At 36.9% G+C, this 19,999-nt stretch carries 33 protein-coding genes and 1 pseudogene; 26 read left to right on the top strand and 8 right to left on the bottom strand.

What is annotated here, in order from left to right; all coding sequences use genetic code 11:
• The first annotated feature begins 33 nt into the window (after positions 1–33).
• The 5 genes from BG04_RS30935 to BG04_RS07585 all read left to right on the top strand — a co-directional run bounded on the left by BG04_RS30935 (position 34) and on the right by BG04_RS07585 (position 4,239).
• Entirely contained in the window at positions 34–210 is a 177-nt protein-coding gene (locus tag BG04_RS30935) for a hypothetical protein (protein WP_168797076.1), read from the top strand.
• A gap of 135 nt (positions 211–345) precedes the next feature.
• The gene (locus BG04_RS07600; protein ID WP_034648924.1) at positions 346–1,866 is read left to right on the top strand and encodes a rhomboid family protein; all 1,521 of its coding nucleotides are present in this window, start codon (positions 346–348) and stop codon (positions 1,864–1,866) included.
• 181 nt (positions 1,867–2,047) lie between these two features.
• Positions 2,048–2,254 (top strand): YqgQ family protein, encoded by a 207-nt coding sequence (locus BG04_RS07595; protein ID WP_013059184.1) that lies wholly within the window; start codon positions 2,048–2,050, stop codon positions 2,252–2,254.
• A 2-nt stretch (positions 2,255–2,256) separates the two neighbouring features.
• Complete coding sequence (locus BG04_RS07590; protein WP_016765565.1) at positions 2,257–3,225, top strand: ROK family glucokinase; 969 nt, start codon at positions 2,257–2,259, stop codon at positions 3,223–3,225.
• Positions 3,226–3,336: 111 nt separating this feature from the next.
• Positions 3,337–4,239 (top strand): M14 family metallopeptidase, encoded by a 903-nt coding sequence (locus tag BG04_RS07585; protein WP_016765563.1) that lies wholly within the window; start codon positions 3,337–3,339, stop codon positions 4,237–4,239.
• A gap of 35 nt (positions 4,240–4,274) precedes the next feature.
• Here the strand turns inward: BG04_RS07585 and BG04_RS29605 are convergent, their stop codons facing one another.
• Positions 4,275–4,451, bottom strand: a complete 177-nt coding sequence (locus BG04_RS29605) for a DUF2759 domain-containing protein (protein WP_013059181.1) — start codon at positions 4,449–4,451, stop codon at positions 4,275–4,277.
• A 208-nt stretch (positions 4,452–4,659) separates the two neighbouring features.
• On the opposite strand from BG04_RS29605, the gene BG04_RS07575 reads away from it, so the two are divergent.
• A complete protein-coding gene (locus BG04_RS07575) occupies positions 4,660–5,292 on the top strand; it encodes an MBL fold metallo-hydrolase (RefSeq protein ID WP_034648929.1) in 633 nt (210 codons plus the stop codon).
• 37 nt (positions 5,293–5,329) lie between these two features.
• On the opposite strand, the gene BG04_RS07570 is transcribed toward BG04_RS07575, so the two are convergent.
• Complete coding sequence (locus BG04_RS07570) at positions 5,330–5,566, bottom strand: DUF2626 domain-containing protein (protein WP_013059179.1); 237 nt, start codon at positions 5,564–5,566, stop codon at positions 5,330–5,332.
• A 262-nt stretch (positions 5,567–5,828) separates the two neighbouring features.
• Between BG04_RS07570 and BG04_RS07565 the strand changes: the two genes are divergently transcribed.
• Complete coding sequence (locus BG04_RS07565; protein ID WP_013059178.1) at positions 5,829–6,212, top strand: Spx/MgsR family RNA polymerase-binding regulatory protein; 384 nt, start codon at positions 5,829–5,831, stop codon at positions 6,210–6,212.
• A gap of 268 nt (positions 6,213–6,480) precedes the next feature.
• A pseudogene (gene comGA, locus BG04_RS29600) lies at positions 6,481–7,188 on the top strand (competence type IV pilus ATPase ComGA); the annotation flags it as partial.
• Positions 7,189–7,218: 30 nt separating this feature from the next.
• Here comGA and BG04_RS07560 read toward each other — a convergent pair.
• From BG04_RS07560 to BG04_RS07540, 5 genes are all read right to left on the bottom strand, one after another.
• Entirely contained in the window at positions 7,219–8,670 is a 1,452-nt protein-coding gene (locus tag BG04_RS07560; RefSeq protein WP_034656684.1) for a recombinase family protein, read from the bottom strand.
• A 40-nt stretch (positions 8,671–8,710) separates the two neighbouring features.
• Positions 8,711–9,064 (bottom strand): helix-turn-helix domain-containing protein, encoded by a 354-nt coding sequence (locus tag BG04_RS29075; RefSeq protein WP_052098009.1) that lies wholly within the window; start codon positions 9,062–9,064, stop codon positions 8,711–8,713.
• 87 nt (positions 9,065–9,151) lie between these two features.
• Positions 9,152–9,721 (bottom strand): DUF4352 domain-containing protein, encoded by a 570-nt coding sequence (locus BG04_RS07550; protein WP_034656686.1) that lies wholly within the window; start codon positions 9,719–9,721, stop codon positions 9,152–9,154.
• A 64-nt stretch (positions 9,722–9,785) separates the two neighbouring features.
• Positions 9,786–10,277, bottom strand: a complete 492-nt coding sequence (locus BG04_RS07545) for an ImmA/IrrE family metallo-endopeptidase (protein WP_034656687.1) — start codon at positions 10,275–10,277, stop codon at positions 9,786–9,788.
• A 375-nt stretch (positions 10,278–10,652) separates the two neighbouring features.
• Positions 10,653–10,994: a helix-turn-helix domain-containing protein gene (locus tag BG04_RS07540; protein WP_034656690.1), complete on the bottom strand. Its 342-nt coding sequence runs from the start codon at positions 10,992–10,994 to the stop codon at positions 10,653–10,655.
• 162 nt (positions 10,995–11,156) lie between these two features.
• Here BG04_RS07540 and BG04_RS07535 point away from each other — a divergent pair, with 162 nt between their 5' ends.
• Entirely contained in the window at positions 11,157–11,387 is a 231-nt protein-coding gene (locus tag BG04_RS07535) for a helix-turn-helix transcriptional regulator (protein WP_034656691.1), read from the top strand.
• 12 nt (positions 11,388–11,399) lie between these two features.
• Positions 11,400–11,618, top strand: a complete 219-nt coding sequence (locus BG04_RS07530; RefSeq protein WP_034656693.1) for a hypothetical protein — start codon at positions 11,400–11,402, stop codon at positions 11,616–11,618.
• Here the strand turns inward: BG04_RS07530 and BG04_RS07525 are convergent.
• Complete coding sequence (locus tag BG04_RS07525) at positions 11,581–12,048, bottom strand: hypothetical protein (RefSeq protein ID WP_034656695.1); 468 nt, start codon at positions 12,046–12,048, stop codon at positions 11,581–11,583. The genes BG04_RS07530 and BG04_RS07525 overlap by 38 nt on opposite strands.
• Before the next feature lie 61 nt (positions 12,049–12,109).
• Here BG04_RS07525 and BG04_RS30575 point away from each other — a divergent pair, with 61 nt between their 5' ends.
• The 16 genes from BG04_RS30575 (at position 12,110) to BG04_RS07470 (ending at position 19,981) form a co-directional block, all read left to right on the top strand.
• Complete coding sequence (locus tag BG04_RS30575; RefSeq protein WP_155720776.1) at positions 12,110–12,268, top strand: hypothetical protein; 159 nt, start codon at positions 12,110–12,112, stop codon at positions 12,266–12,268.
• 27 nt (positions 12,269–12,295) lie between these two features.
• Complete coding sequence (locus BG04_RS30280) at positions 12,296–12,478, top strand: hypothetical protein (protein WP_138976768.1); 183 nt, start codon at positions 12,296–12,298, stop codon at positions 12,476–12,478.
• Positions 12,479–12,496: 18 nt separating this feature from the next.
• A complete protein-coding gene (locus BG04_RS30570; protein ID WP_155720775.1) occupies positions 12,497–12,652 on the top strand; it encodes a hypothetical protein in 156 nt (51 codons plus the stop codon).
• Positions 12,653–12,724: 72 nt separating this feature from the next.
• On the top strand, positions 12,725–13,243 hold the full coding sequence (locus BG04_RS07520; RefSeq protein WP_034656697.1) for a helix-turn-helix transcriptional regulator: 519 nt from the start codon (positions 12,725–12,727) through the stop codon (positions 13,241–13,243).
• The gene (locus BG04_RS07515) at positions 13,244–13,507 is read left to right on the top strand and encodes a hypothetical protein (RefSeq protein ID WP_034656699.1); all 264 of its coding nucleotides are present in this window, start codon (positions 13,244–13,246) and stop codon (positions 13,505–13,507) included.
• On the top strand, positions 13,500–13,637 hold the full coding sequence (locus BG04_RS30565; RefSeq protein WP_155720774.1) for a hypothetical protein: 138 nt from the start codon (positions 13,500–13,502) through the stop codon (positions 13,635–13,637). The genes BG04_RS07515 and BG04_RS30565 overlap by 8 nt, the downstream gene beginning before the upstream one ends.
• A gap of 166 nt (positions 13,638–13,803) precedes the next feature.
• Positions 13,804–14,022, top strand: a complete 219-nt coding sequence (locus tag BG04_RS07510) for a YqaI family protein (RefSeq protein WP_034656701.1) — start codon at positions 13,804–13,806, stop codon at positions 14,020–14,022.
• A gap of 103 nt (positions 14,023–14,125) precedes the next feature.
• Positions 14,126–15,061, top strand: a complete 936-nt coding sequence (locus BG04_RS07505; protein ID WP_034656703.1) for a hypothetical protein — start codon at positions 14,126–14,128, stop codon at positions 15,059–15,061.
• Positions 15,018–15,821, top strand: coding sequence for a PD-(D/E)XK nuclease-like domain-containing protein (locus BG04_RS07500; RefSeq protein WP_282435801.1), 804 nt, complete (start codon positions 15,018–15,020; stop codon positions 15,819–15,821). The genes BG04_RS07505 and BG04_RS07500 overlap by 44 nt, the downstream gene beginning before the upstream one ends.
• A 184-nt stretch (positions 15,822–16,005) precedes the next feature.
• A complete protein-coding gene (locus tag BG04_RS07495; protein WP_034656704.1) occupies positions 16,006–16,761 on the top strand; it encodes a DnaD domain-containing protein in 756 nt (251 codons plus the stop codon).
• A 73-nt stretch (positions 16,762–16,834) separates the two neighbouring features.
• Positions 16,835–17,530 carry a P-loop NTPase family protein gene (locus BG04_RS07490; RefSeq protein WP_052098010.1) on the top strand — a complete coding sequence of 232 codons (696 nt, stop codon included), beginning with the start codon at positions 16,835–16,837 and terminating at the stop codon, positions 17,528–17,530.
• Between the two features lie 14 nt (positions 17,531–17,544).
• Positions 17,545–17,739, top strand: coding sequence for a hypothetical protein (locus tag BG04_RS07485; RefSeq protein ID WP_034656705.1), 195 nt, complete (start codon positions 17,545–17,547; stop codon positions 17,737–17,739).
• A 17-nt stretch (positions 17,740–17,756) separates the two neighbouring features.
• Positions 17,757–17,900, top strand: coding sequence for a Fur-regulated basic protein FbpA (locus BG04_RS29595; protein WP_080743117.1), 144 nt, complete (start codon positions 17,757–17,759; stop codon positions 17,898–17,900).
• A 15-nt stretch (positions 17,901–17,915) separates the two neighbouring features.
• Positions 17,916–18,521 carry a hypothetical protein gene (locus tag BG04_RS07480; RefSeq protein WP_041907480.1) on the top strand — a complete coding sequence of 202 codons (606 nt, stop codon included), beginning with the start codon at positions 17,916–17,918 and terminating at the stop codon, positions 18,519–18,521.
• 16 nt (positions 18,522–18,537) lie between these two features.
• Entirely contained in the window at positions 18,538–19,170 is a 633-nt protein-coding gene (locus tag BG04_RS07475; protein ID WP_034656708.1) for a GxxExxY protein, read from the top strand.
• Positions 19,171–19,210: 40 nt separating this feature from the next.
• The gene (locus BG04_RS07470) at positions 19,211–19,981 is read left to right on the top strand and encodes a phage antirepressor KilAC domain-containing protein (protein WP_034656709.1); all 771 of its coding nucleotides are present in this window, start codon (positions 19,211–19,213) and stop codon (positions 19,979–19,981) included.
• Positions 19,982–19,999 lie beyond the last annotated feature (18 nt).

Below are 19,999 nucleotides of genomic sequence, written 5' to 3'. Positions count from 1 at the left end.
ATAGGAGCAAAGTAAACGTAAGGAGGCTTGAAAATGAGACATATTATATTAGTACTTACGCTTTTAGTTGTTGGAACGCTGGGCTATCAAATGAGATACCGTGTTTTAAATTCGCTGTTTGGAAATTCATTTATCCGCAGTCTAGCTGTTCGTTCATTTTTTAATTTGCCGTTTGTTCGGGATCGTTTAATGAAGCAGGTCTTCCGCTAAGAGCGAAAGATACATAAAAAAACACCTTACAGACCTGTAAGGTGTTTTTTTGTAGAAAAAGAAAAAGGGAAAATCGTTGCTTTTTTCCTGGCTTTCTGCCATCTTTACATATAGAGAGTATGAGGAGGTGACTATTTGTCTAGGCAAGATTTTTATTATTTGCAGCTGGCACAGCAATTGCTTGGCCATTCTTCATATGAGTTGATTTCGATGAAAGCTGATGCTTCAGAGCTATGGTTTCAATCTTCGCATCGCAAAGATAAGTCAATTGTCCGCATAGTCCGCCGAAATTTTAAATCAGCCGTTGAGCAGCAAAAAGATGTATTGTATGCATTACAAAGAGCTGAGAATTTGCGAAAGCAAAGAGGTAAATCAACGCTTACTCTTAACACGATTTACTTTGCTGATTTTGATCCTTTTTATACAGAGCAGTCCTTAGAAAGTACGCCAAGTCCCTCTAAGGTGAATAGTTACGTTGAACAATTAACGGCAGAGAAAGCAAGCGCTTATGAACCTCTATTCGAACGGCTGGGTCTTATATTAGAAAGCGCAGACAATTTCTCTTCCGAAGAAGAAGCACAGCGAATAGAGCAGTGGAAACATAAAATTGTGCTTTTTGTACAGAAAAAGCAAAGCGAAGAACAGCAAATAGCTGGATACGGGAAGCCTATTTTTACATATATATTTTTAGCGCTGCAAATCTTAATGTTTCTATTTCTGGAATGGAAGAGCAGTACACAAAATACGCTCACTCTGATTCAATACGGAGCTAAATACAACCCCTTAATTATGGAAGGCGAATGGTGGCGTTTTTTTACACCTATAATTTTGCATATAGGACTTCTGCATTTGCTTATGAATAGTGTAGCCCTGTATTATTTAGGAACGGTTGTAGAGAGGATATATGGCAGCGGGCGTTTTGTCTTTATTTATATATTTGCCGGGTTTGCAGGATCTCTAGGAAGTTTTATATGGAATACGTCCATTTCCGCAGGAGCCTCAGGGGCCATTTTCGGTTGCTTTGGAGCTTTACTGTTTTTAGCAAGAACAAATCCACGCTTCTTTTTTCGAACAATGGGATCGAGTTTCATTGTCATCATTGTGATTAACTTGATTTTTGGATTTGTTGCGCCGAACGTCGATAATGCAGGGCATATTGGCGGTTTGGTTGGCGGATTTTTAGCTGCGAGCATCGTCAGTTTACCGAAACAAAAAAAGCTGTATGTTCAGATTCCGGCTTTCATTTGCACGCTTTTATTAGTAGGAAGTCTGCTTTTTTATGGATATCATGAGCGTTCTGTTTATCAAGATGAGCCCTATGCACTTAGCGTAGCGGCCACGTATCTTCAGCAGAAGCAGTATGAAGAAGCAAAAGATGCCATTAAGCTTTTTGTTGAAAAAGGAACAGGAAATAGTAACGTTTATTTCGTCAGTGCTAACGCAGAATTTTATCTTGAAAATTATAAAGAAGCTAAACAGCAATTGAATCAAGCTGTAAAGTATGATTCAACTTTTCATGAGGCGTATTACAATTTAGCTCTGGTGAATATGAAACTGAATGATATTCCAGCGGCCACACAAAATATCGATAAAGCAATTGCGCTTGAACCGCAAAATGAAAAATACGAAAAGCTGAAGCAAGAGATAGGAAATTAAAACTGTTGAATGACGAATTTAATATTTTATACTTTACTATTGTGAGAACGTTTACTAGAATATTAATATGTAGACCTAGCAGTGGGCGTTAAATACGGCCGCTGTTTATGACTGAATGACTGTTGAGTTATCTCAAAATAAATGAATCATATCACCTAAAAAATAGGATAAAGGTGACAGAATGAATACGTTATATGATGTACAACAATTATTAAAGTCCTTCGGCATTTTTATATACGTGGGCGATCGTATTGCTGATTTAGAGCTGATGGAAGCGGAAGTAAAAGAGTTATATCAGTCTAACTTGATTGATGTACGTGATTACCAAATGGCAATTCTTTTGCTTCGTCGAGAGTTAAAACAACAAAAAGAGAAAAAGGATGAATGAACATGGATGACAAATGGTTAGTTGGAGTTGATTTAGGCGGTACAACAATAAAAATGGCCTTTATTAATCATTATGGAGAAATCATTCACAAGTGGGAAATTAATACGGATGTGAGCGAGCAAGGCCGTAAAATTCCAACGGATATTGCAAAAGCAATTGATAAAAAGTTAAACGATCTTGGAGAAGTAAAATCAAGGTTAGTAGGAATTGGTATTGGTGCACCGGGGCCTGTTAACTTTGCAAACGGTTCGATTGAAGTAGCTGTCAATTTAGGTTGGGAAAAATTCCCTATCAAAGATATCTTGGAAGTAGAAACTTCTCTTCCTGTTGTAGTAGACAATGATGCAAACATTGCAGCGATTGGAGAAATGTGGAAGGGTGCTGGAGACGGAGCAAAAGATTTACTGTGCGTTACGCTTGGCACAGGCGTTGGCGGTGGCGTCATTGCAAACGGTGAAATTGTACAAGGCGTAAATGGAGCCGCTGGTGAGATCGGGCACATTACTTCTATTCCTGAAGGCGGGGCACCGTGTAACTGCGGCAAAACCGGCTGTTTAGAAACAATTGCTTCAGCAACTGGAATTGTACGTTTAACAATGGAAGAATTAACGGAAACGGACAAACCAAGTGAGCTTCGCAAAGTGTTAGAACAAAATGGACAAGTTACATCTAAAGATGTATTTGATGCAGCTCGTTCAAAAGACGAGTTAGCTATGCATGTTGTAGATAAAGTTGCTTTTCATTTAGGTCTAGCACTAGCAAACTCTGCTAATGCATTAAATCCTGAGAAGATCGTTCTAGGCGGCGGTGTGTCTCGTGCAGGCGAGGTATTACTTGCACCGGTAAGAGATTATTTCAAACGTTTTGCATTTCCTCGCGTAGCGCAAGGTGCTGAACTAGCAATCGCTACTTTAGGAAACGATGCGGGAATTATTGGAGGAGCTTGGTTAGTTAAATCTTATTTTGAATAATAAGCAAGAATCTAACTGAGATAAAAAAGCGCTTTGACATTTAGTCAAAGCGCTTTTTTATCATGCATCTTTTCAATCTTTACATATACATAGTGTAAAGGAGTGAAGATTATGCAAATTGTAGATATTCAAAAGCCCTACGATTACATGCGAACAATACAAGATATCCAAACACTTTTGACGTACTACCCCTATGGTTCTCTTGAATGGATAGGGTGCAGCGTGCTTGGAAAGCCGATTCCTCATATTTTAATTGGAAACGGAGAAAGAAAGGTTCATATTAATGCGTCTTTTCATGCCAATGAATGGATTACGACAAATGTTCTTCTACAGTTTGTTGAAGATTATTTAGCTGCTCTTCATTACGACAAGGCGTTGAACGGGCAGGAAGCAAGAGCTCTTTTTAATCAAATTACGCTTTCTGCGGTTCCGATTGTTAATCCAGACGGAGTAGATTTGGTCTTAAAAGGTCCTGCTGTAAGTGAACCTTATGCGTCTTTTCTTTCTAAAATAGGAAGAGATTTTCCTGATTTTCAAAGCTGGAAAGCAAATATCCGAGGGGTAGACTTAAACAATCAGTTTCCGGCTTATTGGGAAATTGAAAAAAAGCGCAAAGAACCTAAAGCTCCACATTATCGGGACTTTCCAGGCTATGAATCTCTGTCTGAACCTGAAGCGCAGGCAATGGTAAAACTCGTTGAGCGTCATGATTTTGATTGTGTGATAGCTTTACATACCCAAGGAGAAGAATTTTACTGGGGGTATATGAATGAAGAGCCGAAGGAAGCGGAGGAAATAGCCAATTATTTTGAAAGGGTAAGCGGTTATAAAGCAGTCAAAACGATTGATAGTCACGCTGGATTTAAGGATTGGTTTATTTTAGAAAAGAAAAAGCTAGGGTTCACTTTAGAACTGGGGAAAGGAATTAATCCGCTGCCTCTATCTCAAATATCGCGCGTATATAATCCGACTAAAGCTATTTTAGTTGCGGCAATGGAATATCTATCTATTTGAAAAGCCACGCAAAGCATATGCTTTGCGTGGCTTTTTTAATGATGTACCGCCGGATAACCGTGATGTATAATGGTCATCACGGTAAACCATCCGAACACACCGAATGTTAGTACCGAAAAACCAATGCCTAATATGTTTTTATTTCTAAAAGATGAAATAGCTGCAAATACGCCTAGCAATGTTGTTAGTGCAAAAATAATCATAAGACCCACTCGAAGAAACCTCCTTTAGGTAACTTAAAATTAAAGCGCTATCATTAGCTTATCCCTTCAATTGTAAAACTTTTCTAACCGTTTGTCGAGATGAAAACCAATCTTTCTTTCGTCTTATTAGCTTAGAAAGGTCCTTACTTTCATTTATAAGATGATGTGTGTATGATAATGCATATAACGGAAATAAATTTTACAAGGAGGATACATTATGAACTATCATCGTATACCGCTAGGACCTATTCAAACGAATTGTTATGTCGTTGCTAACGAAAAAAAAGAGTGTTTAGTTTTTGACCCGGGAGCTCAGGGGAAACAGCTCGTTGAATTTCTAGAAAAACAAACGTATAAACCGTTGGCTATTTTGTTGACACACGCTCATTTTGATCACATTGGAGGAGTAGATGAAGTGATGAATCACTACTCTATCCCGCTTTATGTACATAAAAATGAAAAAGAATGGCTTCATAATAGTGATTTAAACGGTTCGAAATTTTTTGATTTAGGAGAAATTACGGCTCCAGATGCAACTGATATTATTTCAATCGAAGGCAATTTAACAATTGGCTCATTCCAATTTGAGGTGTACGAAACGCCTGGCCATTCTCCGGGTAGCGTTTCATATTATTTTAAACCGGGTAACTTTGTAGTATCTGGTGACGCGCTTTTTGCAGGCGGCATTGGACGCACAGATTTACCTGGAGGCAATCAAGCTCAGCTGTTAGAAAGCATCGAATCGAAATTGCTGTCCCTTCCAGAAGATACGCTTGTACTAAGCGGTCACGGACCTGAAACAACTGTGGGACACGAAATGGATCAAAATCCTTTCCTAAATGGTTTTTAAGAATACAAAAAGCGATGGAAGCCCATCGCTTTTCTCTTTACTGTCCTGGTGTCATCATAAAAGTTGACCAGTACGTGAACCCCACAAAAAAGACGGTCAAATATGCTCCGAAAACGTAAATGTACATTCTTTCAGACAGCTTTAAATAACTAAGAATTACAAAAAAGCCTGTTTGAGCTAAAAAGAGTAAAGAAGTCTTATGCATGTGACCGAGGTAAAACATTACAGTGAAAATTGCTGTCCAGAACCCCATTACACGGTACATTCGTTCCACGTCCATTTCCTCCTTTATCAAACTTAGTTAGTGTCATGATGAATGTCATCGCTGTGTAAGCACTAGAAAGCACTTATGAAACTATATCGATACTTTTCCATTATAATACATCCTTTCTTTCCTGAAAACGCTATCTTTTCCTTGAAATACGACAGAAGAAAAAAAGTTATACAAAACATGTGCAAAATAATATACAAAAGTTATACAAAACGTGTACAATGTATATAAACAATCTATAACTAAAAAAACGGGAGGGTTTCATATGGAAGAAATTAAATTTTATACGTACCCGAGCTGTACATCTTGTCGTAAAACGAAAAAGTGGCTAGTGAAGGAAGATGTAAATTTTAAAGAGCGTCATTTATTTAGAGAAACACCTACTCATAAAGAAATGCTTGAACTTCTTTCTATGACAACAGAAGGGATGGATGAACTTCTTGCTAAAAGAAGTCAAGAATATAAAAAGTTAAATGTTGATGTGGATAGCATGACGCTATCAGAAGTGGTCAATCTATTAATTGAACATCCTCGTTTGCTTCGCCGACCAATTTTAACAGATGGTAAAAAGCTTGTAGTAGGCTATAACGAATCTGCTCTTAAAAATTTAGTCAAGAAAAAAACAAGTCTTGCTTCTCTAGTTGTGTAAGCGTACATGATGAAGAAGCTCAATTCAGTAAATAATGAATAAAACGACAGCGTCGAGTTTTACATCACGTTGTCTTTTTTTATGTAGTCGTTTAGAGATGTACAGAAGTTGTACATCGTGTACAAGGACTGAAGCGAAGAAAAGAAGCGTATACTAAAAAATTATAAAAAATGAAAAAAGAAGGAGGAAAATCTCGAAAAAGGTCGAAATTACTGTTTCTAGATGTTTTACCAATCATCTTGATTACAAATAAAGGAGTGATGATCGTTTGACCGAAATTGAACAGTTTGCTACTTACGTTATACGAGATGCATATGAGTGCCGAAGTTCTGATGTGCATATTGTGCCCCGAAAGAAAGATGCTGTGATTCAGCTGCGAATTGACCAAGAGCTTATTTTAAAGAGGGTTATTTCAAAGGAAATGTCTGAACGGCTCATTTCGCATTTTAAATTTTTAGGAGGAATGGATATTGGCGAGCGCAGAAAACCTCAAAATGGTGCATTGACCACTTCCATTGATCACTATCAAGTAAATTTGCGTTTATCAACTCTTCCTACTTCTCATGATGAAAGTCTTGTTATTCGGCTTTTGCCTCATCAACAATCTACATCTCTCAAACATTTATCTCTTTTTCCTGAACATACTAAAAAGCTTATTTCTCTCTTGAAATTCTCTCATGGATTAATTATTTTTACCGGTCCTACAGGATCAGGTAAAACCACTACTCTATATACTCTTTTACACGAAGTAAAGCACCTTTTTAATCGAAATGTTATTACATTAGAAGATCCTATTGAAAAACCGAGCGAAACCGTCCTTCAAGTACAGGTAAATGAACGGGCAGGGATTACGTACACGACTGGTTTAAAAGCTATATTGCGCCATGACCCAGACATTATCATGGTGGGAGAAATAAGAGATAGTGAGACTGCCAAAATTGCTGTGAGAGCAGCGCTTACCGGACATTCTGTTTTGATAATAGGACAATGCACGTTAAGAAATCGCCTAGTTAAATTCGATTTCGACGATTTCTACACTATCAACTTTTGGTTTTGGACTAATCTTATCGACCACCATTTTTTTGACTAACATTTGCAACATCATCTTTTTCTCAATGGCCGTTAGAGAATTCCAGTTTGTACGAATATCTTTTAAAATGGTTTTAAATTCAACAGGATCCATTGAATTAGCTACAGGCTGAATATTATTTAATTCTTCTTGGATTTTTACTTCCGTTTGATTTTCCTCTTCCATACGTGCTGCAAAATCATCATCATCAATCATATTATTAACCCAGGCGTATTGCCACTTTTTTCGACGTTGCTCAATTGCACGCAAGTCTTTTTCTAAAAGCATAATTTGTTGTTGAATATCTTTTTGTTCATTGGTAGGTTCCACATTTTTAATTTGATCCTGATCAATCTCGATATCTTGTAAATATTTAAGAAAATGATGCTCAATGAAACGTTCTGATATATTACGCTGTGTACATAATCCTAAAATTTGCTTTGAACAATAATAAGAGCGAGGGCGATGAATTTTTTCGCCACGTTTGGAGTACCCATACTTGCCAGAAAAGGGAGCTCCACATTTGGCACACTTTATGGTGCCAGAAAATATAAATTCACTTGTAGCTGCTTTAGGGTGAACTTTTTTCCTTGCTGTAGCTACACTTTGTACTTTTTCAAACGTAACACGATCAATGATTGCTGGCACTGCATTTTCTACCTCAAAATATTGATCATTGTGTACACGATAATTATAACGGATAGTACCAACATAAGTAGGATTCTTTAAGATGTAACCAATTTTGTTATCAGACCAAGTTTTTCCGGTTTTAGTAGGAATGTTGACAGCATTCAATTCTGTAGCGATTTTTTTCATTCCCTTACCTGACAAGTACATATTAAAGATTCGAGTGACGATAGCAGCCTCTTTATCATTGATTATCAAACTTTTATTCTTTTTATCTAACTCATATCCAAAAGGGGCCATATTAATAACCCATTGACCTTCACGGGCTTTTTGCTCCATTCCCATTCTTACACGTTCACTTAGGTTTTCACGCTCCCATTGGGCAAGAGCAGCTACAATTGTAATGAACATGCGCCCCATAGCTGTAGTAGTATCGTAGACCTCAGTAGCTGATTTGAATTTACAACCATGAGCATCGAATATTTCAAGTAGCTTGTACAAATCTAAAACAGAGCGAGTTAACCGGTCTAACTTATATACCAGGACACATTCAATTAATCCTTGTTCAATATGCTGAATCATCCTTTTTAGGTTCGTACGTTCCATATCTTTAGCACTTTGTCCATCATCGATATAGAAGTCAACTATCTCCCATCCTTGAGAGAGACAGTACGCTTTTAGACGCTCTGTTTGAGCGCGAATAGAATAACCTTCTTTTGCTTGTTCCTCTGTAGATACACGAACATATACTGCTGTACGCATAATAATCATCCTCTCTTTAAAAAAATATTAATAATATAAGCTATTTCTTCTCGTTTTTATACCATTCCATGTAATGTACAACTTCACTCAAACTACGACGCATAAGAAATTCATCTTCTTCAGAGAAATCTTCATCTTTTAGAACCGCGTATTTGTTAGATTTGTGAGATACATCAATAACCTCTGTTGGATCATCCGTATGCCCAACTAAATAGCAAAGCGTTACATGATAACAATCAGCTAGACTCCTAGCATGACCATAGTCAGGAACTTTTATATTAGCTTCATACTCTTCAATTCTCTTTTTGAATATGTTGGCCTTACGAGCAGCCTCCTGAATGGATAAACCTTTAGATTTTCTTAGCTCTTTTAGTCGGTCGCTAACAATTGTCATAGTGAAACAGCTCCTTTTTAAGAATGTATGTTCGTATGTTGAGTCAAAAGAAAAGCCCTCCCAAAAGAGCTTTTCTATAAATATTTATTACTTAAGATTAATTAACTCTGTTTCTGTACCGAAAGCACCAGTTTGAACTTGTAATTGTAAATCTGTAGCTTCAGCAATTTCTGGAGTAACATCAAATACTACCTTACCACTCATTTCAGAGTCTGGATTTAAGTCTTGTGCCATAAAGCTGTTTGTAATATTTCCATCTTCACCTTGGTTTGCAGAAAGACTAGCCGCAGCATCTGCTTCATATGTCTTTCCACCGCGTTTTAGTTTGAAGAAGCTAGAGTCAACCATTACTGCTTCGTTACCATTGTTTTTAACTTTTACATCAATTACAAGGAATTTCTGACTAGCTTTCTCAGGTAAAGATGATGGACCAACTTGATCAGCAGTTGATTTATCGTTTACTGTATAATTCATCTTTCCAACCTTAACTTCTTGACCCATAGTATAACTGCTCTTTTTCGCTTCTTGTTTGCTGTCTCCACCAGAACTTGTATTTTTACTGCTATCATCGTTACCACCTGAAGCTACTGCAATAACAATAATAATAGCCACAAGCACGATGAACCCCAGACAGCCAATTTTAAAAAATTTCTTCATACGTCTTACTCCCTTTTATAAAATATTTATGTATAGAGGCCGAAAGCCTTTAACACCAAAACCATTAAGCTCTGACTTTATTAATATCTAATAACTTTTGATAATTTATCTTATTTTCATACAACTCAAGTCGCTTCTCTGCTAATTGGGTAGTAACTCCAAAAGTATTAGCAATTAAGTAGATCGTTTCTTTACGAGATTTATAAAAATTTAGATTTCTTAGCATAAAAGTAGGTACACAAAAGTGAAACACGAAATGTTTCGCTTGGAATTCTTGAAGATCCAGAAAAAGATCGTTAATAATCATATGATTGCCCGCGTGTCTAAGAGTATGACATGCTTCATGAGCAAAATCTTCAAATTGCTCTTCTGGAGTGAGTCTACTATCAAGGATGATAGAACCTTTAAAAAGACGGCTAGACATATCTGTGAACTTTAACTTTATGTTTAGTTTCTTGGCGATGATGTGATAATCAAGTTGTTCAGGATGATATATTCCAATCTGCTGATAAAGTTGTTCAATCCAGTCCTCTAATAAAGATGTGTGATATGTCATTAGTACTCCTCCAAAACCGATAGCCTATTAAAATGTGCCTGTGTATATCCCTGTAATTAAAAGATAAAGGAATATTTCCCACTAACAAGTGAAATAAAAGACACGTATTAAATCGTGTCGCGTGAATTTATAGTGATGTAAAGTGCCTAAAATACCCCCAAGGTACCCCCAACCTTTCCCCAAGGTATCCCTAAGGTTTCCCCAACAGGGAAGATTCTGAATCCCTTGTGGCTCTAAGGCTCAAATGGTGTAGTTTTTAAGGTTTCCCCAAGGTACACACAAGGTTTCCCCAACCTTTCCCCAAGGTACCCCCAACTTTTATTTATAACATCATTAACAACAATAACAACATTATAACTAGAAGAAGAAGGGGGATTATTTATCTCGTTCGTTAATGAATTCCCAAAAACGAATTAACTCTTCAATCTTTTCTTCAGGAGCACTTTTTAAATCCTTAAAGAATAACTCTGTCTTAGGATCAAGGAGTTCTTTCCACATTTCATCGCTAGATACACGGTATTCATTACCTGTAATCAGATAGTCAATAGATACCTCGAAAAAACTCGCGATTTTTTGCAATGTATCATAATCAGGTTGTCTGAACCCACGTTCGTAATTTGAGACATTTTGATTAGGAATTCCTAGCTTGTCTGCTAGTTGTTTTTGAGTGAGTTCTTTGCTCTCACGTAAGCTTCTCATTCTGTCTCCAAGAGCCATACGAAGCCCTCCAAACTTATATTTATATATACGAATTGTACAATATTATACGAATTGAGTAAAAAAAATCTTCAAAAAGTATATTTTTTTGTTGACATATACGAATCGAAGAATTATTATTGAGTTACAAGTTCTTCGATTCGTATATAAGGAGGTGTTAATTTGAAAGTTAACGAGCGAGTTAGACACATTCGAAAACTTAAAGGTCTTACCCAAGTTACTGTAGCCGAAAAGCTTGATATACCAACTCAAACTTACAACAGCTATGAGTTAGGAAGACGCAAAATTTATGTAGAACTAATTAAACAAATCGCAGAAATATTAGATGAACCAGTTGAAAATTTTTTTGAAGATAAAATATACGAATCGAAGAATTTATCAACACTAACCTAGGAGGCGATGAAAGTGAACTTAGAACAAAAAGTAATTGAGCTTGAAAATCGTGTTACCCAACTTGAAGAGAAAGCCACCGCGGCAACGGCGGCTCTCAACAATTCAGACATATCACTAGAAAAAATTCTCTCTTTTTTCCCTGATACTTTCGATAAAAAGAAAGATTCAGTAATCTACACTATTGCGAAAGTTATTACGCTCGGTTTGCAAGAGGGGCGTAGACATCAATAGTAAGCTTTTCGTCTAATCCCGTTACAGTCATAGTTATCTTAAGTTTAGAATCCGTGTATTCGATAGATTCAATAGTTTCTAGCGTATAGCCCAATCCACTAGGATCACTAGGCGTAGATTCTGAATCTTGGTCAGAAACAAGGCTTTCAGCTAACAGTAGGCATTCCTCATTAAATTGATTTTGTTCTGAAGATCTTGGCAGTAAATGTTTTAAGCCAAAAGTGAAAAACTCGGTTCTGGTAGTTAATAAAACAGTTTTAACTTGTTGGATAAAAGCATCTTTACCAGAAACCATTTTAAGATCGCCATTTTCAACTAAAAGATCAGCACCGTCTTCACCAAAGTCTAATGCCAGATCTGATTTTTGATTATTGATATTCAATCTAGGTTCAAGGGTAGATTGAATTGGGCGTTCAGGAATCCATTTCATATAATCACCTCCAATCTATGAAAATATTACCACATAGAGAGGTGTAGGGGGGACTTTCATCATGAAAGACATCGAAAAACTTTCGGAAACATTTTTCCTTTCGGAGCTGAAAACGGATCTTCTAGCAATTGCTTTTAATTTAGTAACTGATCCGGGTTATGAGAAAAAAGATGCTATTACAGCGATATTAAAAATCATTGATAAACACCAGCTAGGTTAACAAATATTCAAAAGGAGCTGATTGCCTATGGATTGGGCAAAAGTGTTTCAAACCTGGTTCGCAGTCACAATATTTAACATATTCGTTTTAGGGTTAGGTATTCATTTACTTCGAGAATCAATCAAATCAATTAAGCGTAAAGGTGGCATTCGAAACTTCATCAGTCACTCGATATCACGTTCAACGTGGTATCGGTTATGGAACGACTAATCAAAGGGGGAATAACCGGTGAAACCATCAGAAATGAAACAACCTTCTAAGGAAGCTGTTCGTAATATGCTTGAATTTTTCGCAAGAACTTCTGTCCCACGTATTATGGCTGCTCGAGAAAAAGAAAGAGCTGAGGCTGAAAAGGCTCAGAAAGAAAAATCGGAGGTTCTCTAGCAATCAGTTATCTTATTAATTTCATTTTAAATCAAATAAAACTAAATAATGGTAAAGAGTGGAGATGTACAAATGAATATTGGTAAACATTTGAAAGAGCTAAGGAAGCCTGATTCACAGCAACAACTAGCGTTGGAACTTAATCTTTCTAGGGAAGCAGTTTCGGCTTATGAAACAGAACGCACTAAGCTTCCGGTGGATATAGCACAAAGGGTGATGGAAAAGTACGACGATCCTTGGTTCGCAATTAATATCGCTAATAAGTATACGGGTGGTGCCTGGGTCCGGAAATTAGATGGAGAGTTTGCAGAGCTTAACCGAAGTAGTGTTGTCCTTAAAACGTTGGAGGAGTTGGATGAGGCTGTTACCTCAATTAAAAATGCTCCTTTTGTAAAGCATCCGAAATTATTGGCAGCCTACGAATTGCAGGATTTGAAAAAGTCTCTTCTTGAAGCGATAGACGTAATTGTAGCTGCTAGTCATCTTGTTGCTGTTAGTTGCGAAGAATACGGATACAGCTGGAATGAATTGTGGGATGAGCATACTAGTAAATTAGTTTCTAACGGATATGTCAGTAAGGGGATGAATTAGATGAATGCACAAGCTTTAAATATCTGTGAACGAGCAAGAGAGTTAGAAGAATCCGGATGGGCAGTCATTGAATCTATTGATTTAAATGCCGATATGGAAGAGTTGCAAGAAGAAGCATTTAACACAGTACTTGCAGCTAGGGAAATCCAAAAGCAATCCTTAAGCCGTGTTGAACGAATTATAGTGGATATGAAAAGTAAAGGCTTTGATGTTGATATCGTGCCGCGTTACCTCAAACAAAAGGAGGCGACAAGTTATGTATAAGATGCCAATGATGAAAGCCAGTGAAGTTAGCAAGTGGTGTAAAAATTTGAAGGGTAGACCAGTTTTGTTGTTAGATATCGAACGTAAGATTCGGCAAAATATGTGGGCAAATAAAAAGACAGTTAGCTAATTAGGATAGCAAACTGTCCGTCTGTTAGAACAACCAAAGATCTATAAATAGTATATCACAGGGCATGAAGGTTTCCAACCTTTTTGCCGTAGTGCTTATGAATCTAGTTATCTAGCTATTCATTGGTAATACGGTGCAAAGGTGCATCAGAAAGTAGGTGAATAACATGCATGTAGAACATCCTGAAATCACTCAAGTAAATCGTACAGGCTATGCAAATATGATAGCTCAATCTGAACATGCTGGAGTTGATTATTTTGGAACTGAAATTCTTATCGGTGATGAAATTGTAACAGATGATAACACCGGTGAAGTGGTCTTGAAAGAAGATTTAGAAAAGTACTTGGAAGAAGAGTACGGCTTCAAATTTACTACAGCAGAATAAAGAAGCCTGCACGGGTAGGTGCAGACTTCAGGTGAAATGTTTGTGAAATTGAATTACTTACATTTTATAAAAAAACTTCATAAAACACAAGGAGGAAACATTCATGAACGGATTATCAACGGTTAACGATTATTCAGATTACGTACAAGCTCCTAAAGAAACAAGTGTTACAACGGAGGCAATGGTAAGCCGCCAAGCCCAAGAAGTTCAGGCAGCTATGGTAATTGCTAAAAAGTTCCCTCGTGACACATATCAAGCTTTTGAACGAATTAAAACAGCTTGTGGTCGAAAGCTTCTTGCTGAAAGTGCAGTTTACGAGTACCCAAGAGGTGGTTCTAAGGTTTCTGGTCCTTCTATCCGATTGGCTGAAGCTTTAGCTCAGAACTGGGGAAATATTGATTACGGAATCATGGAGCTTGAGCAGAAGAACGGTGAATCCTCTGTTATGGCTTATGCGTGGGACCTTGAAACAAATACACGTCAAACAAAAGTGTTTACAGTAAAACACGAACGTAAAGCACGAGGAAGTATTAATAAGCTAACAGATCCTCGTGACATTTATGAGTTAGTTGCTAATCAGGGGGCTCGTCGTTTACGCGCTTGCATCCTTGGAGTTATTCCAGGCGACATCGTGGATGTAGCTGTTGATATGTGCCAGAAAACGCTTATCAGTGGACACAAAGAGCCATTGGAAGATCGGTTAAGAAATGCCTTCAGCCTTTTTAAAAAAGATTTTGGTGTTACCAAAGAAATGATTGAAAAATATATCGGTAGCAATGCTGATGCATTTACAGAACATGATTATCTGAAAGTTGGTCGTATTTATACTTCTCTACGAGATGGAATGGCTAAAAAAGAAGATTACTTTGATTTAAAAACAAGTACTCCTACTAAATCAAAGGCTGAAGAAGAATTTAAAAAACAACAAATGGAATCGACAGAACAGCCTGCTCAAAAAGCAGAGGTAAAAGATGATAAGAAAGAGGGTGATCCTAATGATAAAAAACCTTCTATCTTTGAACAGCCAGAACTATTATAGTCGCGAAATAGACAAGCAGTATATGTCTAATTCACAGTATAAAAAGTTTCTTACTTGTGAAGCAGCAACAATGGCCGAATTGAATGGAATATGGGAAGAGCCTTCTTCAGAGGCCCTTCTCTTCGGTCAATATGTACATGCCTGGCTTGAAGGTGAAACGGCTTTTGAAGAATTTATAAAGAATACACCCTCTCTTTTTAATCGAAAAGGTGAGTTGTATGCCCAATATAAACAAGCAGATAACATGATTAAGGCTTTGAAAAGTGATGATTTATGTATGTTCATTCTCCAGGGAGAAAAAGAAGTCATTATTACGGCTGAACTTTTCGGAGTTCCTTGGAAAGGTAAGTTAGACGTCTACAATCCAGAAGCAGGGAGATTTGCAGATTTAAAAACAGCTCGTTCCCTTAGAGAAAAAGTTTGGCACTCTGAATTAGGATATTGCTCTTTTGTAGAAGCATACGGCTATATCACTCAAATGGCTTTGTATGCTGAAATCGAAAAGCGTTTTACAGGTCGCCAGGATTGGTTAGAGCCTTTAATCGTTGGCATATCTAAGGAAGATCCACCTGATAAAGCAGTCATCAACATGGACGAGGGTATCATGCAAGTTGAACTTGAGGAAGTCGAGAAAAATCTAGACCGTATTCTTCAAGTAAAGCATGGTGGGGAAAAGCCCAAAAGCTGTGGTAAGTGTAAGTATTGTAGAGCAACAAAGAAATTAGATTCAATTATCCACTTTGCTGAGTTGATTGGGTGATTATATGGAAGAACGTATAGCATTTCCTCACTGTTATAAATTTTTAGCAAAAAGCAAAGAGCAATATGAAGGTTATATTCAAGGCTTTCTTAATCTATACCATCCGGATCTGAAAATGGTCCGAATTGAAAAATACTATGTAATCTGCGTTAAGAAATAACACCTAAAGGAGTGAATACGGGGCATGAGTCAAGTAACAACGGGGTTTGTCATCCAGCCCCGGCTAGCTTTTAAAAATAGATTTGACAAGGCTTTATATAGCGTTTTCTTAGAAGAAGCAAACTTTGCTTCAGATAGTTATTTACAACGTGGACAACTAAAAATAACTATCACACAACTAGCTCAAGAACTTAAGGTCAACAGGGATGTTATTAAAGAATCAATTAAAAGATTAGAAAAAGATTTCTATATCTTAAAAGAAACCTTACCGAAGAACAAAGGTATCCTTATTACCGTTTTAAACTACGATGAATATCAAAACCTAGCAAGCTATCAAAAATCTAAAAATGAGGCTCCTGAAAAGCCGCAGCAACCAACGATGGAAAAGAATAACGTATTTACTTTTTTTGAAACAACCTTTGGTGGATCTTTATCACCCAAAATGGCCCAGGATATTGGCAACTGGGTAGATGATTTTAATGGAAATGAAGATGTTGTGATAGCAGCTATGAAACTAGCCATTAGAAAGAAAAAAGCCTTCTGGGGTTACGTCCAACCTATATTAGTAGATTGGCACAATAAGGGTGTTCGCACCTTAGAAGATGCAAGGAATTTGCAGAATCAATCAAGGAGGGAGAAAAATGATAAGCCTAAAGAAGTCATTACAAACACTAGCCAAGGAGCGTCCGGAATTTCAGAAGAGACTCAACGCCTTGAGAGAATCGCACAAGAAAAAGGACTTGTCACAGGGGAGATACGAGATACTTACGTCGATTTCTGAGGAATGCCCGTATCAAAAATGCGATGGGACAGGTCAGTATTTGGTAAAGGATTGGAAAGAAAGTAGGGAATTCATGAATCCTTGTCCTTGCCGATCGGATAAAGCTGTGAAGAAGAAGCTGTTAAAAGCTCGTATTCCTGAAGAGTTTGTACAAGCTACTATTTCATCCTTTGACATTAACTTATACAAAAAGCAACAGGGAAAAGAACGTGCAGCCATTGCGAAGCGAGCATCAGCTAATTTTGTCCAAAACTTTAACCAAATGCAAGAACAAGGAAAAGGATTGTATCTATACAGTGAAACAAAAGGTTCAGGTAAAACAAGACTAATGGCTAGTATTGTAAATGCTTTAACAGCAGTCTATGACAAACCTGGTGAACCATTAAGTATATTATTCTCTCCAACAATTGATTTACTTGATGATATCAAAAAGACTTTCAGCGATGACAGCAAAGTTAAGACATCTGACTTAATCGAAACCATTAAAAACGTAGATATTTTGGCTTTAGATGATATTGGGGTTGAAAAAGTAACAAGCTTCGTAGAAGAGAAGTTTTCCGGAATTATGGATTATCGCTTAAGCAACAAAAAAGTAACTTTGTTTACGTCTAATCTTTCAATTGATGATCTGGACATCAAATACAAAGAAGGTCGTGTAAGTAGTCGGATTGAAAAGATGGCATTTCCCATTTATATGCCGGATGAAAAGATACGAAGCTATTTAGCTCAGCAAGAAAATGAAGATTTGCAGTCGCTTTTATATAGATAAAAGGGGGATTCACAGTGTGTGAATTATGTAATGGGAGAACAAGGGTTGACCTATTATCGGTCAGCATGATGGAAGTTCAACTTTGCTCACAATGCATCCAAGAGGGTACGGATGACATTAATTATTTCAATATTTCGATGAATTTATTTGAACAACGTATCACAGCTTTTGAACAACAACAGGAAATCTTACATAAACAAGCTGGATAACAGATGGGAGGTACTAAATGGAGCTTAGAAAGCGTGTAGAGGAAAAAAGAAAGAGTTTAATTAATGCTCTTATTCAAAAAAACGTCTATAAAGATTCGAACGAACGGCAGCTCTACGAACTTACTTTAACTGAACTTGAGGATTTATATAGACGCGTATAGGAAGGTGACTTATTCGTGTTAGAAGTCGGAATGTCAGTAGATGTGTTCAGTCAATTCATGACTGGAGCAGGAAAAATTATTCACATTAGCAATGAATCTTACTATCTAATACAGGTTGAACTGGACAAGCCGGATGCAGATGGTCATAAAATGTGCCGTTTTAATCATGCTGAGGTCAAACCTCAAGAAGAGGGAGTAAAGCAGCCTGTAGATGCTGAGTATCTTACAGTTGAGTTAATTAAAGTGATACATGGTCATTCAACACTAAAAATTGGTGAGTGCTTTACAGCAAAGCCTACAAAGCAAAATAAGAGCACTCATTACTATCTTTATGAAGATGATAAATTTAGAGGCTGCTTCCCAGTATCACATTTTCGCACTTTCACCTTATCTGATGTTGTAAGGCGTACGAAAAGGCCCAAACAATCTGATTTGAATGAGGTTAAGGAAAAGGTAACTGAGTTGGATAAACGTGCTGAGAAGGAAATTAAACAATATGATAAGCCACAGTTGACTCTCATTGAAAATAAACCTAAAGCAGAAAAGCCTCAAAAGAAAGAAAAGAACCATTTTAGGCAAATGGAGCAAGAGGGTCAAACGTCAATCTTCGATTTTATCTAAAGGAGGAATAGGGATTTTGGAAGATTACAGAACGCTTAAATATGGAGATAGCACCATTAGGACAATAAATATGGAAAAAGAAGATTGGTTTGTTGCTAAGGATATTTCTGAAGCACTTTCAATTAGTTTATCCAGTGATGAAGAGTTAATTAGCTTAAAGCAGCTGTTCTTCTTAGTAGAAGAAGATTACTCAATTGAAGAAAAAAAGGCAATTCATAGATTCATAAAAAAAACTCTCCTTGCTTTGGAAATAAAAGATGAATTCTTATGGTTTACGTACGAGCTTTGCTTCTTTCGAATTATCTGGGACAAGGAGATTGAAAGAAATTCTAATTACGAGCATTCACTTAAGAAATGGTTATGTAACAATATTGCACGGTTTTTTGGAGCAGAATTTGTACTTGAAAAGGAAGAGCATCCTATCGGCAAATTACGAGCAGACCTTTTGATTTCTAAAAAGGGTGAACAGTATATCGTGGAGTGTAAAACAGGAAAAATCACTCCAAAACACTTAGAACAAATACAAAACTATTTGTCTTTATCAGGAATAGACAGAGGGATATTAGTTGGTCAATCATGCGAACTAATATTGCCAAAAGATATCGTATTTTATGCTCATAAAGACCTTTATAAAACTGAAAAAAACTAGCGCTGCTTCTAATTATTAATAGGACATGAGGAGGTAAAGAATGTTTAAATTGAATGTTTTAAATCAAAATGGACAACTTCTTGTTGATAGCCGTGAAATAGCTGAAATGGTAGAAAAAGAACATAAACACTTACTTAGAGATATTAAGAACTATTTAGAGATTTTAGGTAAGTCCAATTTTGGTCCGGCTGATTTCTTTATTGAAAGTTACTATACCGATATTCAAGGAAAACCTCGCCTCCATTTCCTAATGACGAAAAAAGGTTGTGACATGGTTGCTAACAAATTAACTGGACGGAAAGGTGTTATTTTCACTGCAACATATGTCTCTAAATTTGAAGAAATGGAATCAAAGTTAAAAATAACACAAGCTCCTTCTTACATGATTGATGATCCTATCCAGCGAGCGCAAAAGTGGATTGAAGAGCAAAAGGAGAAACAGCATCTTCTAGTTCAAAATCAACAAAAGGATCAAAAGATTGAAGAACTGCAACCTAAAGCCACGTACTACGATTTAATTTTGCAAACAAAGTCTCTTTTATCAGTCAGCCAGATAGCAAAAGATTACGGAATGAGTGCTATCTCATTTAATAAGCTGCTTCATAAATTAGGCATTCAATATAAACAAGGTGACTGCTGGCTCTTATATCAAAAATATGCTGATAAAGGCTATACACATACAAAAACTCATGTTGTGGATTCGGAAAAGAGCAAGGTCCATACTTATTGGACGCAAAAAGGTAGAACGTTTATCTATGAAACGCTCAAAGATGAAAATGTTTTGCCTGTTATTGAAAGAATGGCTAGTTAAGGATAACAAATTGGAGGG

This window comes from Priestia megaterium NBRC 15308 = ATCC 14581 (assembly GCF_000832985.1).
GTDB classification, from domain to species: domain Bacteria; phylum Bacillota; class Bacilli; order Bacillales; family Bacillaceae_H; genus Priestia; species Priestia megaterium.
The sequence above is the reverse complement of the archived record's forward strand: the minus strand, read 5'-3'. Positions and strand labels throughout refer to the sequence as shown.